The sequence below is a fragment of the Rhizobium sp. BK491 genome (assembly GCF_014194925.1).
In the GTDB taxonomy this organism is placed as follows: domain Bacteria; phylum Pseudomonadota; class Alphaproteobacteria; order Rhizobiales; family Rhizobiaceae; genus Rhizobium.
Window position 1 is genome coordinate 1,188,827 of record NZ_JACIAR010000002.1, and the last position, 17,192, is coordinate 1,206,018.

16 protein-coding genes are annotated in these 17,192 nt (G+C 58.0%); 10 read left to right on the forward strand and 6 right to left on the reverse strand.

Going from position 1 to position 17,192, the window contains the following annotated elements:
• Positions 1 to 27: 27 nt before the first annotated feature.
• From FHX05_RS13710 to FHX05_RS13730, 5 genes are all read right to left on the reverse strand, one after another.
• A complete protein-coding gene (locus FHX05_RS13710; RefSeq protein WP_183872241.1) occupies positions 28 to 291 on the reverse strand; it encodes a hypothetical protein in 264 nt (87 codons plus the stop codon).
• 140 nt (positions 292 to 431) lie between these two features.
• Complete coding sequence (gene rpsI / locus FHX05_RS13715) at positions 432 to 902, reverse strand: 30S ribosomal protein S9 (RefSeq protein WP_075852256.1); 471 nt, start codon at positions 900 to 902, stop codon at positions 432 to 434.
• A gap of 2 nt (positions 903 to 904) precedes the next feature.
• Positions 905 to 1,369: a 50S ribosomal protein L13 gene (rplM, locus tag FHX05_RS13720; protein WP_004122374.1), complete on the reverse strand. Its 465-nt coding sequence runs from the start codon at positions 1,367 to 1,369 to the stop codon at positions 905 to 907.
• 237 nt (positions 1,370 to 1,606) lie between these two features.
• Complete coding sequence (locus FHX05_RS13725) at positions 1,607 to 2,443, reverse strand: DMT family transporter (protein ID WP_183872243.1); 837 nt, start codon at positions 2,441 to 2,443, stop codon at positions 1,607 to 1,609.
• A gap of 863 nt (positions 2,444 to 3,306) precedes the next feature.
• Positions 3,307 to 3,633: a hypothetical protein gene (locus FHX05_RS13730; protein WP_112414676.1), complete on the reverse strand. Its 327-nt coding sequence runs from the start codon at positions 3,631 to 3,633 to the stop codon at positions 3,307 to 3,309.
• 109 nt (positions 3,634 to 3,742) lie between these two features.
• Here FHX05_RS13730 and FHX05_RS13735 point away from each other — a divergent pair, with 109 nt between their 5' ends.
• The 7 genes from FHX05_RS13735 (at position 3,743) to pstB (ending at position 10,172) form a co-directional block, all read left to right on the forward strand.
• Entirely contained in the window at positions 3,743 to 4,171 is a 429-nt protein-coding gene (locus FHX05_RS13735; RefSeq protein ID WP_112337558.1) for a CoA-binding protein, read from the forward strand.
• Positions 4,172 to 4,339: 168 nt separating this feature from the next.
• The gene (locus FHX05_RS13740; protein ID WP_183872245.1) at positions 4,340 to 5,623 is read left to right on the forward strand and encodes an O-acetylhomoserine aminocarboxypropyltransferase; all 1,284 of its coding nucleotides are present in this window, start codon (positions 4,340 to 4,342) and stop codon (positions 5,621 to 5,623) included.
• 141 nt (positions 5,624 to 5,764) lie between these two features.
• Positions 5,765 to 6,109: a cupin domain-containing protein gene (locus tag FHX05_RS13745; RefSeq protein WP_183872247.1), complete on the forward strand. Its 345-nt coding sequence runs from the start codon at positions 5,765 to 5,767 to the stop codon at positions 6,107 to 6,109.
• A 264-nt stretch (positions 6,110 to 6,373) separates the two neighbouring features.
• On the forward strand, positions 6,374 to 7,399 hold the full coding sequence (gene pstS, locus FHX05_RS13750) for a phosphate ABC transporter substrate-binding protein PstS (protein WP_112337555.1): 1,026 nt from the start codon (positions 6,374 to 6,376) through the stop codon (positions 7,397 to 7,399).
• Between the two features lie 76 nt (positions 7,400 to 7,475).
• Positions 7,476 to 8,447 carry a phosphate ABC transporter permease subunit PstC gene (gene pstC, locus FHX05_RS13755; protein WP_112607197.1) on the forward strand — a complete coding sequence of 324 codons (972 nt, stop codon included), beginning with the start codon at positions 7,476 to 7,478 and terminating at the stop codon, positions 8,445 to 8,447.
• 10 nt (positions 8,448 to 8,457) lie between these two features.
• Positions 8,458 to 9,309, forward strand: coding sequence for a phosphate ABC transporter permease PstA (pstA, locus tag FHX05_RS13760; RefSeq protein WP_112337553.1), 852 nt, complete (start codon positions 8,458 to 8,460; stop codon positions 9,307 to 9,309).
• Between the two features lie 29 nt (positions 9,310 to 9,338).
• A complete protein-coding gene (gene pstB / locus FHX05_RS13765; protein WP_081598367.1) occupies positions 9,339 to 10,172 on the forward strand; it encodes a phosphate ABC transporter ATP-binding protein PstB in 834 nt (277 codons plus the stop codon).
• A 141-nt stretch (positions 10,173 to 10,313) separates the two neighbouring features.
• On the opposite strand, the gene FHX05_RS13770 is transcribed toward pstB, so the two are convergent.
• Positions 10,314 to 11,564, reverse strand: a complete 1,251-nt coding sequence (locus FHX05_RS13770) for a GGDEF domain-containing protein (protein WP_183710383.1) — start codon at positions 11,562 to 11,564, stop codon at positions 10,314 to 10,316.
• A gap of 403 nt (positions 11,565 to 11,967) precedes the next feature.
• Between FHX05_RS13770 and clpP the strand changes: the two genes are divergently transcribed.
• The 3 genes from clpP (at position 11,968) to lon (ending at position 17,014) form a co-directional block, all read left to right on the forward strand.
• Positions 11,968 to 12,600, forward strand: coding sequence for an ATP-dependent Clp endopeptidase proteolytic subunit ClpP (gene clpP / locus FHX05_RS13775; protein WP_015339477.1), 633 nt, complete (start codon positions 11,968 to 11,970; stop codon positions 12,598 to 12,600).
• Between the two features lie 297 nt (positions 12,601 to 12,897).
• Positions 12,898 to 14,175: an ATP-dependent Clp protease ATP-binding subunit ClpX gene (gene clpX / locus FHX05_RS13780; RefSeq protein ID WP_015339478.1), complete on the forward strand. Its 1,278-nt coding sequence runs from the start codon at positions 12,898 to 12,900 to the stop codon at positions 14,173 to 14,175.
• A 418-nt stretch (positions 14,176 to 14,593) separates the two neighbouring features.
• A complete protein-coding gene (lon, locus tag FHX05_RS13785; protein WP_112337550.1) occupies positions 14,594 to 17,014 on the forward strand; it encodes an endopeptidase La in 2,421 nt (806 codons plus the stop codon).
• Positions 17,015 to 17,192: the final 178 nt, after the last annotated feature.

A 17,192-nucleotide genomic window follows, 5' to 3' on the forward strand; every position in this document is an offset into this window, starting at 1 on the left:
CTGGAATCGTAAACTAAGATCCGACGACTATTTGCCCGATCGAGCGGTGCATTGATACGCCTTTTTCACGCAGGCGATCTGCGGCGTCGAGCAATTGGCCTGGCCATCGGTCACGACACAATAGGAGCAGCTGTCGTTGAACTCGCGACAGTCCGCGTTTGCCTGGAGAAAATCCTTCATGCTTTGCATCTCCGCGGCCTTGTCGGCGGGGAGAGTTGGCTGGGCATCGTCGCATAGAGCCGGTGATGCTAGGCCGATCAAGAATGGAAGCGAAAAGATGAGGCTGCGCATTGAACTCCCCCAGATGCTTGTAGGGGGACTCTGCCATAAAAAGCATTTCCTGCCTTGGCAAATCTGCATCATTTCAATGCTGCAAAGAAAAAGGCCGGGGAAACCCCGGCCTTCCCAATAATCCGATCTCGGATAAGCGATTAACGCTTGGAGAACTGGAAGGAACGACGTGCCTTTGCACGGCCGTACTTCTTACGTTCGACGACGCGGCTGTCGCGGGTCAGGAAGCCGCCCTTCTTCAGCACCGAGCGCAGGCCCGGCTCGAAGTAGGTGATCGCCTTGGACAGGCCGTGACGAACGGCACCGGCCTGGCCGGAGAGGCCGCCGCCGGCAACGGTTGCGATGATGTCGAACTGGCCGTCACGGGCAGCTGCGACGATCGGCTGGCGCAGGATCATCTGCAGAACCGGGCGGGCGAAGTAAGCCGTGTAGTCCTTGCCGTTGACGATGATCTTGCCGGAGCCGGCCTTGACCCAAACGCGGGCGACGGCGTCCTTGCGCTTGCCGGTCGCGTAGGAGCGGCCGAGCGAGTCAACCTTGCGGACGTGAACCGGAGCAGCAGCTGCTTCCGAAGTCGTGCCGAGGTCCTTCAGGGAGGAGAGGTCAGCCATTATCAGGCGCTCCTTACGTTCTTCTTGTTCAGCTTGGCGACGTCGAGGACGACCGGCTGCTGAGCTTCGTGGGGATGGTTGGAGCCGGCGTAGACGCGCAGGTTCTTCATCTGGCGACGACCGAGCGGGCCGCGGGGAACCATGCGCTCGACGGCCTTCTCAACGACGCGCTCCGGGAAGCGACCTTCGATGATCTGGCGAGCCGTACGCTCCTTGATGCCGCCGGCATAACCGGTGTGCCAGTAGTAAACCTTGTCTTCGTACTTCTTGCCGGTGAAGACGACCTTGTCGGCATTGATGACGATGACGTTGTCGCCGTCGTCGACGTGCGGCGTGAAGGTAGCCTTATGCTTGCCGCGCAGACGCATTGCGATGATAGAAGCGAGACGGCCAACGACAAGCCCTTCGGCGTCGATGAGAACCCACTTCTTCTCCACCTCTGCAGGCTTCTGGGAGAAGGTTGCCATGTTGCATACTCTCTTTTAGGACCCTTGGCCCGAAGGCGTCTGGGCGTTTCTTGTTGCTTGATTTGGCTCGCATGGATGCGCGCCAAAAAGAAAGCAGCCCGGAAAGGCTGCGATCTGAGGCGGCTTATAGATCGATTAAGAGCCAGGGTCAATATCGCCTGATTGGTAGGCTGTAAAAATTAGAACGTAAAATCAATATGTTGCTTATGTGGTAAAATAAAACCACATAATTTGTCGTCAGCCCAGCCGCAAAACCAGCACTCCGCCAGCGATAATGGCGCCGGCAATATAACGCCAGATGCTGGATCGTTCCTTCAAGATGACGACGGATATCACCAAAGCGAAGAGGATCGAAGTCTCGCGCAAGGCGGCGACCATGGCGACCGGCGCCTTCGTCATCGCCCACAATGCCAACCCGTAGGAAGCGATCGAGCCGCCTCCGCCAATAAGCCCGCGCCACCAATTATAGCGGACGTGGGCGGCGACGGCATTGAGGCCGCGTTGCGATATTGCCCAGGCGAATAGGAGGATGGGCGGCAGGAGCGCCATCCATAGGGTATAGGATACCGAATTGCCCGACGCCCGCGCACCGATACCGTCGACATAGGTGTAGGTCGCGATAACAACGGCATTGGCAAGGGCCAGGACGATCGCCCGGCGGCTGCCCTTTCGGGCCTCGAAGGCAAGCGTCAATATGCCGGCGCAGATGGTCATGGTTCCGATCAATGCGCCGCCCGAAAGAGTTTCCTTCAGGATGAAACTGCTTGTCGAGACGATGATGAGGGGGGCTACACCGCGCATCAGCGGATAGACCAGCCCGATATCGCCGGCACGATAGGCTGCCGCCACAAGCTGGAAATAGGCAAATTGCAGGATGGCCGAAGCCCCGATGAAAGGCCAGGCGGCTGAGGCCGGCAAAGGCAGAAATGGCAACAGGGGAAGGGCCGCAGCTGCGCCGCCTGCCGAGACCAGTGCCGCATCGAGCGATTTATCGGTTCCCGCCTTGATGATCGCGTTCCACGTCGCATGCAGCAGGGCGCCGAAAAGGACGAGCGCGATAACGTCGAGAGACACGGAAAACCTCGCGATTTGCAGGCGCAGGGCAGCGCTTGGCATTTTGTGGGAATGCGGCTTCCATATGATCCGCAATACATCGAAAAGCAACGAAATATCGGCAACTTTGAAGGCTTGTTCCACCTGCGGTGATGGATAGCCGGCATTGGGAGTCGCGTTCTCGTTGTGTTCCATATTGTTCGCGTTGATATTATAAATAACTAATTTATTAGAGTATGAAGCGCGAACAAATATCGCATGTCCTGTGAACGCGGGAGTAGCATTAGACACTTCTTACTTAAAAACGACAGAGCGCGTCGGACGGTCGCGCCGCTGCTTATCGTCAGGAACAATGGTGTTCGCCATAAGATTGCTGTTTGGCGGTCCGCGCCACCGTAAATTCTCGCATGAGTGAGGATGGATAATTCTACAGCAGCTGAAAAATATTACAGTTAATAGCTGCTATCACCAATCAGAGTCGATAAAAATCGCCTATATTCCAAGTATAGGATCGAGAAGCGGACAATTTTCTACATATCTCATTGCGCGAGTTCGAAAATTATTCTGTGGAGAACTTATGAGGTATGTAGATGTTCCATGTTCGCAATCGGTTCTCAGGTGAATTCATTATTCATGCGTATTTTCTAAATTACATGTGAATAAATAGAGAACAAAGATTGCATTTCCTGAGAACGCAACTTTCCGGGCGCACAAAAGTGACTAAAAGCGCTTTGAAGAATGGCCTCCGGACAGCCTCGCGGAAAATACGAGGATGCCTATAGTGCCGAAAGCGCACAGTGCCGATTGCAATCATAGATTGTGATCGGTGGTCATCGCGACGAGCGCATGAATCGTCCACCACATCCCGTTCGGGCATACTTCGATCAGCGCCGGAAAATCAAATCGTCGTCATCCAGATCGGTCGTCGGACGGCATATATAAACCGGGCACGAGGCCCGATCTTTGGTGGGCAGATAGTCCTGATAGGCATAAAAGCCCTGGTCACACGCTCCGCTGTCGGCGACATAGCGATCATAGAGCGTCATTTTCGGCGTTCTCTTGGCAGGATAGCGCATAATGACCGCGCGCTCCCGGTTGATGACAGTCCTCGCTTCGGCGCAGGTCATGGACATGGAATTGTAGCGCGAGATAGCCAGGGCTGGCGTTGCGACCGATGTAACGAGCAGGCCGAGCAGGATGATTTTTTTCATCTGAGTAATCCTCCCTGAAGTTGCTATAATATACTATACGCAGAGACCGCCATTGCGGTTTCCGTATTTATGGCAAAACGCAAGTGTGATCGGAGCGGGAGGCTTCGTGATGAACCACGACAGTTATGACGATTCCTATATAGCCGATATCCTCTTGTCCGTGAGGACCATCGCGCTCGTTGGCGCTTCGCCCAATCCCGCACGTCCGAGCAACGGCGTAATGGCCTATCTTTTGAACAGGGGCTATCGCGTCATTCCCGTCAATCCCGGGCAGTCCGGCAAGGAAATTCTGGGGCAGTGGGTCTATGCGCGTCTGGCCGATATCCCCGAGCCCGTGGATATGGTCGATGTTTTTCGGGCGCCCGAATATCTCCGATCGGTGGTCGAGGAGACGATCATGATCGAGCCGCGGCCGCCGGTCATCTGGGGGCAACTCGGCGTGCGTGACGACGCCGCCGCGGCACGAGCGGAGGCGGCGGGCGTAAGGGTCGTGATGGATCGTTGCCCGGCCATCGAATATCCGCGCCTGGTCGCCTGATCGAGATCACAGGGGATCGACGGCATCCGGCCGTTTATCGCGCGATCTCACCGAAAGATGGCAAGTTTTTTCCGCGAGCCGAAAAGCACGGCAAAGTTCGCGGTTAACTTTCATATGCCAGGCGTTATGCTTTTCCCGTTACCAACAAAATCCGGCGGGAGGAAAGATATGCCAGCAAACAACCCAGGTTTCGACACGCTTGCAATCCATGCCGGCGCGCAGCCGGATCCGGCGACAGGCGCGCGCGCGACGCCGATCTACCAGACGACATCCTTCGTCTTTCAGGATGCGGATCATGCAGCCGCGCTGTTCGGATTGCAGCAATTCGGCAATATCTATACACGCATCATGAACCCGACCCAGGCCGTGCTGGAAGAGCGGGTGGCTGCCCTCGAAGGCGGCACTGCGGCTCTCGCCGTCGCCTCCGGTCATGCCGCGCAGCTCCTCATCTTCCATGCCATCATGCAGCCGGGCGACAATTTCGTCGCGGCCAAACGGCTTTATGGTGGTTCGGTCAATCAGTTCGGACAATCCTTCAAGAGTTTCGACTGGCGGGTCCGCTGGACCGATTCCGCCGATCCTGCGACCTTCGAAGCGCAGATCGACAGTCGCACCCGCGCCGTCTTTATCGAAAGCCTTGCCAATCCGGGCGGTACCTTCGTTGATATCGCCGCCATCGCGGCCATCGCGCACAAGCATGGCCTGCCGTTGATCGTCGACAATACTCTCGCAAGCCCCTATCTCATCCGACCGCTGGAGCATGGCGCCGATATCGTCGTGCATTCCCTAACGAAGTTCCTCGGCGGCCATGGCAACTCCATGGGCGGCATCATCGTCGATGGCGGCACTTTCGACTGGTCCGCCTCGGGTAATTATCCCATGCTGTCTTCACCGCGGCCGGAATATAACGGCATCGTGCTGCATGCGACCTTCGGCAATTTCGCTTTCGCCATTGCCTGCCGCGTGCTGGGCCTGCGCGATCTCGGACCAGCCATCTCGCCGTTCAATGCCTTTCTGATCCTGACGGGCATCGAAACGTTGCCACTGCGGATGCAGCGCCATTCCGACAATGCGGCTGCCGTTGCGCGTTGGCTGAAGGGGCAGGAAAAGGTAGCATGGGTCAACTATGCCGGCCTTGAGGACGATCCCAACCACGCGCTGCAGCAGCGTTACTCGCCGAAGGGCGCCGGCTCCGTCTTCACCTTTGGTCTGAAGGGGGGATATGAAGCGGGCAAGGGGTTGGTCGAAGGCCTGCAGCTGTTCTCGCATCTTGCCAATATCGGCGACACGCGCTCGCTCGTCATCCATCCTGCTTCGACGACGCACAAGCAGCTGAGCGACGAACAGAAGGTCGCAGCCGGCGCCGGCCCGGATGTGGTACGCCTCTCCATCGGTATAGAGGACGTCAAGGATATCATCGCCGATCTGGAGCAGGCACTGGCGAAAATCTGAGGACGGCACCGGCAGGAGGCCGAAAAAGCAGCAGGAATTCTTTGATCTCGGCGAATTTCATGTTTGTCTCGGTCTGCGCTCGCCGATTGGCGGTCGCGGATATTTTTTGATGTGGCGAAACGTGACCGACGGGAGATCTGAGTGGCAGGCTATGTGCAACTGAATGTCGATGGCGTTGAGCCGGAGCTCGGAGCGCCCGCAGTGGATCGTCTCATTTCGGGAGCTCCGATCTTCCGAACGTGGAACATGGATGAGACCGATGGCGGCCTCTATGCCGGTGTCTGGGAAGCAACGCCGGGCAAATGGAGGATCGTCTACGACGAATGGGAATATTTCCATATCCTCTCCGGTTATTCTATTGTGACGGGTGAGGATGGAAAGGCCTTCCATCTGCGTGCAGGCGACCGTCTTATCTTGAGGCCGGGCTTCAAGGGGACCTGGGAAGTTATTGAAACGACTCGCAAGGATTATGTGATCCGTCTCTGACGATGCTCTTGAATCAGAACATGAAGTTCGCGTTCATGCGCCCTTTGGCGCAGCTTGCTTCACGCCGTTCCGCAACGGTCGCAATGATTGCCGCAGGTTGTGTCACTGCCGCTTCATTAAACTGTCATCAAACTGAAACAATGCGTCTTTAGAGCCAAGGCTGTCGCCGGGAGATTTCAGGCGGGGAGGTTCGTTTACCATGGCAAGCCTCGCGCCGGTCTTCTGCTCGCCATCCTTTCATTCACTTGAGGAAGTGAGTCTATTATGCTTAACCTGAAACTCCGTTCGCTTTGCCTGACTGCAGGCCTTATCGCGGCTATGTCCGCTTCGGCCTCCGCTGCCGACATCACGGGCGCTGGCTCGAGCTTCATTGCACCGGTTCTGTCCAAGTGGGCCGAAGGCTACAAGGCTGCGACGAACAACGTCGTCAACTACCAGTCGGTCGGTTCGGGCGCCGGCATCAAGCAGCTCCTCGACAAGACCATCGTATTCGGCGCTTCGGACAAGCCGATGAGCGATGCCGACCTCGAGAAGAACGGCATTGCCCAGTTCCCGATGATCTCCGGCGGTATCGTCGTTTCCTATAACGTCGAAGGCGTAAAGCCGGGCGAACTCGTTCTCGACGGCAAGACGCTGGCCGACATCTTCCTCGGCAAGATCGCCAAGTGGGACGATGCAGCCATCAAGGCTCTCAACCCGGAAGTGAAGCTGCCGTCCACGCCGATCTCGGTTGTTTACCGCGCCGACAGCTCGGGCACGACCTTCAACTTCACCGACTACCTGGCGAAGGTTTCGCCGGAGTGGAAGGAAAAGGTTGGCTCGAACACGGCTGTTGAATGGCCGGTCGGCTTCGGCGCCAAGGGCTCGGAAGGCGTTTCCACCACCGTCAACCAGACGGCTGGCTCGATCTCTTACGTTGAATATTCCTATGTCGTCGCCAACCACATCGGTTTCGCGAAGATGAAAAACTCTGCCGGCAAGGTTATCGAGCCTAGCCTGGAAACCTTCAAGGCTGCCGCTTCCAACGCCGATTGGGCCAAGGCCAAGAACTTCAACCTGATCATCACCAATCAGCCGGGCGAAAAGAGCTGGCCGATTGCCGCTTCGACCTGGGTTCTGCTCTACAAGAAGCCGGCTGATGCTGCTAAGAATGAAGAAGCACTGAAGTTCTTCAAGTGGTCCTATGAGCATGGCCAGAAGGACGCGACCGCGCTGTCTTATCTTGCGGTCCCGGATAATGTTGTCGAGATCGTCGAGAAGTCTTGGAAGACGGACTTCGGCACGAAGTAATTTGTGCTATGCGAAAAAGTTGCGGCGGACAGGGTATTTCCCTGTCCGCCTTTCGTGACAGGACAAGGGGAAATCGATGGCTGACGCGACTCAGATGGCTGGCTTCCAGGCTGTGAATACCTCCGCCGCGACCAGAAAATTCCGGATACAGGATCGGATTTTCTATTTCATGACGCTTGGCTCGGCTATTCTTGTCGTGCTTCTGCTGCTGGCGATCCTCGTGGTTCTTGTCATCGATGCCTTGCCCACATTTCAGACCTTTGGCTTGTCGTTCCTTTGGGGCACAAAGTGGAGCGCGCCGGCCGATATCTATGGCGCCGTCCCTGCCGTAGTCGGTACGCTGGTGAGTTCGTTCATCGCCATGTTGATTGCCGTTCCCCTGGGCATCGGCATCGCCATCTTCCTCACGGAACTTTGCCCCGGCAGCCTGCGCCGTCCCATCAGCACGGCCATCGAGCTTCTGGCGGGCGTTCCCTCCATTATCTATGGCATCGTCGGCCTGTTCATTCTCGTGCCGCTGATGCAGAACAATATCCTGCCTTTCCTGATGGGGACTGTCGGTCAGGTGCCGGTGATCGGCCTGCTGTTCCAGCCGCCGGCGCCGGGCGTCGGCCTGCTGACGGCAAGCCTCGTGCTGGCCGTCATGATCCTGCCGTTCATCACCGCGATCTCCCGCGACGTGTTCAGCACCGTGCCGCCGATGCTGCGCGAATCCGCCTACGGCATGGGCATGACCACATGGGAAGTGGCTCGCCACATCCTGATCCCCTATACACGCCGCGGCCTCGTCGGCGGCATCATGCTCGGCCTCGGCCGCGCGCTCGGCGAAACCATGGCCGTCACCTTCGTTATCGGCTCGGTGAGCCGTCTGCAATCGTCGATCATCTCGCCGTCCACCACCATTTCCGCCCAGATCGCGAACAATTTCGGCGATGCCGACGGTCTGCAATTGTCGAGCCTGATTGCGCTCGGCCTGCTCCTGTTCGTCCTTTCCTTCTGCGTGCTTGCGCTGGCGAGATGGATGATCGGCCGCGGCGACGCGCACTGAGGAAAAAACCATGGACAATGCAATTCGTCAGAACCTCGTGTCGAGGCGTTATGGGAAGAACCGGGTGATGATGGTCTTGTGCTTCATCGCGGCCGTCCTCGGCATCTTCTTTCTCAGCGTGATCCTTGCGACCCTGCTTTATCGCGGCATATCGGCGCTCAGCCTCGACGTGTTCACTATGTCGATCCCGGCCCAGGGCTCGCGCGGCGGTCTGATCAACGCGATCTACGGCACCGTGCTGGTCACGGGTCTCGCGATCGTGATCGCCGCGCCGATCGGCATTCTTGCCGCCACCTATCTTGTGGAATATGCCAACGGCAGCAAACTTGCCGAGGCTGCCAAGTTCCTCAACGACATCTTGCTGTCCGCGCCCTCGATCATTATCGGCGTGTTCGTCTACGGCGCGGTGGTCGTGCCCATGCATGGCAACTCCGCTATCGCGGGCATCCTTGCGCTGGCGCTGATCGCGCTTCCGGTCGTCAACCGCACGACACAGGACATGCTGTTGCTGGTGCCAAACGCGCTTCGTGAGGCGACTGCAGCGCTCGGCGCTCCGCGCTGGAAATCCATGATGATGGTGGTTTACCGTTCCGCCTGGACCGGCATCCTCACCGGCATCCTGCTGGCCATCGCCCGCATCAGCGGCGAAACCGCGCCATTGCTCTTTACGGCCGGTTACAGCAAATTCATGAATACAGACCTTACCGGTCCGATCGCCACGCTGCCGGTTGCGATCAATACGCTCGCCGCCGATGCTGGCGAGGATCTCAAACAACTTGCCTGGGCGGGCGCGCTGATTATCACCGTTGCTATCCTTGCGCTTAACATCCTTGCCCGTGTCTTGAGTGGGCGCCGCCAGTGACGCAGCCGCCGAACGATAGGAATGAGACCATGAACATGAGCGACAGCAATTTCCAGAGCGTCAACGCACAGCCGGGGAAGGATGCTGCTTCCCAGTCGGATCTCGGCCTGGCGAAACTTGAGGTGAAGAACCTCGATTTCACCTATCAGAACGGCCATCGCGTTCTGAAGAGCGTGAATATGAACATCCGCAAAAACGCGGTCACCGCCTTCATCGGCCCTTCGGGCTGCGGCAAGTCCACGTTGCTGCGCACCTTCAACCGCATGTATGACCTTTATCCGGGTCAGACGGTTGCGGGCGAAATTCTGCTGGATGGCCGTAATATCCTCACCAAGGACGTCGATCTGAACGATCTGCGCGCCAAGGTCGGCATGGTGTTCCAGAAGCCAACGCCGTTCCCCATGTCGATCTATGAGAACGTCGCTTTCGGCATCCGCCTCTATGAGAAGGTCTCCAAGTCGGAAATGGACGCCCGCGTCGAAGCGGCGCTGACGGAAACGGCGCTGTGGAGCGAAGTCAAGGACAAGCTGCACCAGAGCGGACTTGGCCTTTCCGGTGGACAGCAGCAGCGCCTCTGCATCGCTCGCGCCATCGCCATTCGTCCCGAAGTCCTGCTGCTCGATGAACCGACCTCGGCTCTGGACCCGATCTCGACCGCTAAGGTCGAAGAACTCGTGTCGCAGCTGAAGGGCGACTTCACCATCGTTATCGTCACGCATAACATGCAGCAGGCGAGCCGTATCTCCGACAGCACTGCCTTCATGTATCTTGGTGAGTTGATCGAATACGGCCAGACCGAGCAGATCTTCCAGGCGCCGAAGGTCAAGCGCACGGAAGACTACATCACCGGTCGTTACGGCTGATACGGCTGGACATTGCTGCCAAATTTGCGAAAGCGCGCTATTCAGGCGCGCTTTTTGCGTTGGGGAATGGCCGTCGTGTTGGGCGGCTATGCAATTTGGTCAAACCAAAGCCGATAGAATGGGGTGCGCCGAACAAGCTGGTCACATCCTTGCGAGCGTACCCATACGCCGCAAGGCATGGATCTGGTCGTCGAGGGTCGGCACCAGTTCGCCGCCGTCCGCCGCAGACGTTGCGTCAGGCTCCCTGGCAGTCTCGGTTTCGTTGAAGAGGATGGTGCAGTTGCGGCCCGCGCGTTTCGCGGCATAAAGCGCACGGTCTGCGAAAGAGATAAGACGATCCCAGCTGACGGTATCGTGCGGCATGATCGAAACGCCGATGCTGACGGTTGCCGGCACCAGCGTGCGGCCGGCAAGCAGCGGTACCCGGCAGAAATCAGCGCGGATGGTTTCCGCCAGCGCTTCTGCCTGGGATTGATCGTCTATCGGAAGGAAGGCGACGAATTCCTCCCCGCCCATTCTGCCGAATGCGCCGGTGCGAGGCACGAACTGACGGGCAATGCGGGCAAATTCGACGAGCACCGCATCGCCCGCCTGATGGCCATGGCGATCGTTGATCTTCTTGAAATGATCGAGATCGAATAGCAGGGCGGCAAGCATTTGCTGTTGCTGCCCCTTGCCGACGAGGATCTCGTAGCTTTCCTGAAGCCCGCGCCGGTTCAGAACGCCCGTCAAAGTATCGGTGATGGATATTGCCCGCCAGCGGCGCTCGGCTCGTTCCATGAGAAGCTTGCCGTTGAGAACGATGGCGATGATGATGAGCAGTCCATAGCCGAGTGCCATGTAGCCGCGATAGATCATGGCCTCTTCAAGCGAAGGGGCAGCAAGCACCATCCACAGAGCAGAACCGAAACAGAAGCAGGCGAGCGCCACGAAGACGATGCCGAGTTGCCCGCGCGCCGGTTCCCGTCGGTCGTCGCCTGGATGTACGGCAAAAGCTAGCAAGGTCGCGCCGACTGCGCCCGCGAGATCATAGACGATGACGCGATTGGCGAAATTGCCGGTGACCCAGGGAAGGCTGACGCCGATTAGCCAGATGGCCGGTGGCAGAAATGCCGACCATTCCAGCCTACGCTTGTCCATGAAGCGGAATCCGACGATCCAGGCGCTCTCGCCGAGCAGGGCCACGGCATTGCCGATCTGGATCGACCATATATCGGGGATGAGACCTCGAGCAGCCACCAACGCGAATCCCACGGCGCTGACGGTGAAGCCCAGTGCCCAGATCAAATAGGCTGGGGATTTGCGATCATGCCGCCAGGCGAGAAGGAGAACGGTCGCCAGCGTTATGGCTTCCGAGCACCAGATGGTCAGGCCTGTGGTCATATTCAGCACGATCGGACCTCTCCGCTGTTTTGGGGCCGTCGGCGCAAGCAGCACGACGATTTCCGCGATCGTTTCATCCTTGCCCAATAAGATGGCAAGTTCCTTAAGTGCCTTGGTAAATTTTGCCTGTGCTGAAGATGTGCGTCGGCCCGATCCGGGCCTTCACGCTTCCTTCACCTTGCGATCTGGAAATATGGTGAGTAGCGGGTTGCGTGTCGCTGCAGCACCTTGGCATTCGAGGAGCCGCGGTTAGAAATGCTTTGTGAACGCTTCGCGGGTCATTAGAGCTTTTTGACGTTATGCTTTCGGGCGTCTTGAAGTGAAGGGCAGGGACACTCTATGTAGGAGTAAAGGATTTTTACTCCGATTCCCGGCGTTTCCGTCGCCGGGACAAGTTTGATAAAGGACGCACATGAGAAATCCAGTCGATACAGCTATGGCTCTGGTGCCGATGGTTGTCGAGCAGACCAACCGCGGGGAGCGGTCTTATGACATTTATTCCCGCCTGCTGAAGGAACGCATCATTTTCCTGACCGGACCGGTCGAAGACCATATGGCGACGCTGGTGTGCGCACAGCTTCTCTTCCTTGAGGCCGAAAACCCGAAGAAAGAAATCGCCCTTTATATCAATTCGCCGGGCGGCGTCGTCACCGCGGGTATGGCAATCTACGACACGATGCAGTTCATCAAGCCGGCCGTTTCGACGCTCTGCATCGGCCAGGCTGCCTCGATGGGATCGCTGCTTCTGGCCGCCGGTGACAAGGACATGCGTTTCGCAACGCCGAATTCCCGGATCATGGTTCACCAGCCTTCTGGCGGTTTCCAGGGCCAGGCTTCGGACATCGAACGCCACGCACGCGACATCATCAAGATGAAGCGCCGTCTCAATGAGGTTTACGTCAAGCATTGCGGCCGGACCTATGAAGAGGTCGAGCAGACGCTCGATCGCGACCATTTCATGTCCTCCGACGAGGCCAAGGAATGGGGTCTGATCGACAAGGTGCTGACGTCGCGTACTGAAATAGAAGGTGAAACCGCCTCGTGATTATCCACTAGGCGGTGACTTCTACGCCACAGTTCTATCCCATTTGTGATCGAATAGGGGTTTAATGTGGAGCAGAACGCGGTAATAGTACGCATTAATGCTATGTAGCGTTTTTATGACATAGCATTCGGCATTCGAAGGGGGATCGTTGCCACGCAGTTCCGGTTTGGTTGCCTGGCCTGCGTTCAGTACCCTGAAGGGCGTCGCGATCTGCAAACGAGGGGCAGGTCCGGCGGGCGCATAGAGTGGACCGCGATTTCAAGTTGGAAATTTGCGGCGTGCTGGAAGGAAAGTGATATGAGCAAAGTCAGCGGCAGCAACGGCGGCGACTCAAAGAACACGCTTTATTGTTCGTTCTGCGGTAAGAGCCAGCATGAAGTCCGGAAGTTGATTGCCGGACCGACCGTATTCATCTGCGACGAGTGCGTCGAGCTATGCATGGACATCATCCGCGAGGAAAACAAATCCTCGATGGTGAAGTCTCGTGACGGTGTTCCGACCCCGCAGGACATCATCAAGGTTCTTGACGAGTACGTCATCGGCCAGCGGCAGGCGAAGAAGATCCTCTCCGTAGCCGTTCACAACCATTACAAGCGGCTCGCTCACGCATCGAAGAACGGTGACGTCGAGCTGGCGAAGTCGAACATCATGCTCGTCGGCCCGACCGGCTGCGGCAAGACCTATCTTGCCCAGACGCTCGCCCGTATCATCGACGTTCCCTTCACCATGGCCGATGCGACGACGCTGACCGAAGCAGGCTATGTCGGCGAAGACGTCGAAAACATCATCCTCAAGCTGCTGCAGGCTGCCGACTACAACGTCGAGCGCGCACAGCGCGGTATCGTCTACATCGACGAAGTCGACAAGATTTCCCGCAAGTCGGACAATCCGTCGATCACGCGCGACGTCTCGGGCGAGGGCGTGCAGCAGGCGCTTCTGAAGATCATGGAAGGCACCGTGGCTTCGGTTCCCCCGCAGGGCGGCCGCAAGCATCCGCAGCAGGAATTCCTGCAGGTGGACACGACCAACATTCTCTTCATCTGCGGCGGTGCGTTTGCAGGCCTCGACAAGATCATCTCCGCCCGCGGCGAAAAGACCTCGATCGGCTTCGGCGCGACCGTCAAGGCACCGGATGACCGCCGCGTCGGCGAAGTGCTGCGCGAGCTGGAGCCGGAAGATCTGGTGAAGTTCGGTCTCATCCCGGAATTCATCGGCCGTCTGCCCGTTCTGGCGACGCTGGAAGATCTGGACGCGGATGCGCTGATCCAGATCCTGTCCGAGCCGAAGAACGCGCTGGTGAAGCAGTATCAGCGCCTGTTCGAGATGGAAGATGTCGAGCTGACCTTCCACGAGGATGCTCTGCGCGAAATCGCCCGCAGGGCGATCGTCCGCAAGACGGGTGCCCGTGGTCTGCGTTCCATCATGGAGAAGATCCTCCTCGATACCATGTTCGAGCTACCGGCGCTGGAAGGCGTGCGCGAAGTGGTCATTTCCGAGGAAGTGGTTCGCGGCTCGGCCCGCCCGCTCTACATCTATGCCGACCGGCAGGAGGAGAAGGCCAACGCAACGGCCTAATCCATCATCTGTGATCACTAATCGGGGGCTCGTCATCGACGGGCCCCTTTCTGTTTGAAAAATCGCACGGTTTGCTGATAAAGTCTTGGATAAGCTTAAGGGAATGCCGTCGGAACCGGTTGTGAAGAGCCCCTGCTGCAGCCATGATGGCATGATTCTGGAGCACGAGGCGGACAGGGCGCAGGCCCGGCGTTTTTCTTCGGATCTTAACGTCGCCGGCAGTGTTCGAGTTGTCGGGCTTTGGTGTTTTGTTGTTGCGTTCCTCCTTGCGGATATGCGGGATCGTTGCCTTGTGGCGGGCGTTTCCTGTGACTTGAAATAGGCAGTGTGAAGCTCCACTTGTTTACCAAGTGAGAGAGCCGGCTAACTCCCCAAGCCGGCAGAGAGCCCGGGAACGGGACGACGGAAAGGAAATGACATGAGTAAGAAAACGTCTGCGGCACACGACAGCATTGCCTATCCGGTATTGCCGTTGCGCGACATCGTGGTCTTCCCCCACATGATCGTGCCTCTGTTCGTCGGACGGGAGAAATCCATTCGCGCGCTGGAAGAGGTCATGGGTTCGGACAAGCAGATTATGCTCGTCACCCAGATCAATGCCAGCGATGACGATCCCGCGCCGGACGCCATCCACAAGGTCGGTACCGTTGCAAATGTCCTGCAGCTGCTGAAACTGCCCGACGGCACCGTCAAGGTGCTGGTGGAAGGCCGTGCGCGCGCAGAAATCGACGAATATACCGGCCGTGAAGACTTCTACGAAGCCCTTGGCCATGTCCTGCATGAGCCGGAAGAAGACCAGGTCGAGCTCGAAGCTTTGAGCCGCTCCGTCGTTTCCGAATTCGAGAGCTATGTGAAGCTCAACAAGAAGATTTCGCCGGAAGTGGTCGGTGCAGCCAGCCAGATCGATGATTATTCGAAGCTGGCGGACACCGTTGCATCGCATCTTTCGATCAAGATCACCGAAAAGCAGGAAATGCTGGAAACCACCAGCGTCAAGGCTCGCCTGGAAAAGGCGCTCGGCTTCATGGAAGGCGAGATTTCGGTTCTGCAGGTCGAGAAGCGCATCCGCTCGCGCGTCAAGCGCCAGATGGAGAAGACGCAGCGCGAATATTACCTGAACGAGCAGATGAAGGCGATCCAGAAGGAGCTCGGCGACGGCGAGGAAGGCCGTGACGAGATGGCCGAACTGGAAGAGCGCATCTCCAAGACCAAGCTGTCGAAGGAAGCCAAGGAAAAGGCCGATGCCGAGCTGAAGAAGCTCAGGCAGATGAGCCCGATGTCGGCTGAGGCGACCGTGGTGCGCAACTATCTCGACTGGCTGCTGGGCATCCCCTGGCACAAGAAGTCGAAGATCAAGGCCGACCTGAACAACGCCGAGAAGATCCTCGAAGCGGATCATTTCGGCCTGGAAAAGGTCAAGGAACGGATCGTCGAATATCTGGCCGTCCAGGCTCGCGCGACGAAGATCAAAGGCCCGATCCTGTGCCTCGTCGGCCCTCCGGGCGTCGGCAAGACCTCGCTCGCCCAGTCGATCGCCAAGGCGACCGGCCGTGAGTATGTCCGCATGGCGCTCGGCGGCGTTCGCGACGAAGCCGAGATCCGCGGTCACCGCCGCACCTATATCGGCTCGATGCCCGGCAAGGTCATCCAGTCGATGAAGAAGGCGAAGAAGTCCAACCCGCTGTTCCTGCTCGACGAGATCGATAAGCTCGGCCAGGACTATCGCGGCGATCCGTCCTCGGCTCTGCTTGAGGTGCTGGACCCCGCGCAGAACTCGACCTTCATGGATCACTACCTGGAAGTCGAATATGACCTGTCGGATGTGATGTTCATCACGACGGCGAATACGCTGAATATCCCTGCGCCCTTGATGGACCGCATGGAAGTCATCCGTATCGCCGGCTATACGGAAGATGAAAAGCGCGAGATCGCCAAGCGGCACCTGCTGCCGAAGGCCATCAAGGAACACGCGTTGCAGCCGGAGGAATTCTCGGTCACCGACGGTGCCCTGATGGCGATTAGCCAGCAGTATACCCGCGAAGCCGGTGTTCGTAACTTCGAGCGCGAATTGATGAAGCTCGCCCGCAAGGCGGTCACCGAGATCATCAAGGGCAAGGTGAAGTCGGTTGCCGTTACGGCGGAGAATATTTCCGACTATCTCGGCGTGCCGCGCTTCCGCCATGGCGAAGCCGAGCGCGACGATCAGGTCGGTGTTGTCACCGGTCTTGCCTGGACTGAAGTCGGCGGCGAGCTGCTGACGATCGAAGGCGTGATGATGCCGGGCAAGGGCCGCATGACGGTCACAGGCAACCTGAAGGAAGTCATGAAGGAATCGATCTCGGCGGCGGCCTCCTACGTCCGCTCGCGCGCTGTCGATTTCGGCATCGAGCCGCCTCGCTTCGACAAGAGCGACATCCACGTGCACGTGCCGGAAGGTGCGACGCCGAAGGATGGTCCGTCGGCCGGTGTCGCCATGGCAACCGCAATCGTCTCGATCATGACCGGCATCCCGGTTTCCAAGGATGTTGCGATGACGGGTGAAATCACGCTGCGCGGCCGTGTGCTGCCGATCGGCGGCCTGAAGGAAAAGCTGCTCGCGGCACTGCGCGGCGGCATCAAGAAGGTGCTGATCCCGGAAGAAAACGCCAAGGATCTGGCGGAGATTCCGGACAACGTGAAGAACAGCATGGAAATCATCCCCGTGTCGCGCATGGGCGAGGTGATCAAGCACGCGCTTGTTCGCCGTCCTGAGCCGATCGAGTGGGATGGCACCGTGGAAACGCCTGTGATCGCAACGGTCGAAGGCGTCGACGAAGTGGGTTCTACCATCGCTCATTGAGCCCCTTCGCCTCAATTCTGTCGAATTGACATAAATGGACGAAAAGACCGGCATTTTTGCCGGTCTTTTTTTGTGAAAAGCGTATGGCAACGCTTGCTTTTCCTTGATTTGCAGGGCTTTTGGGGTTGCGGCGGGTAAGAGCATTGCTATTTTGCGCCCCGCTTACTGATAAGTCGTT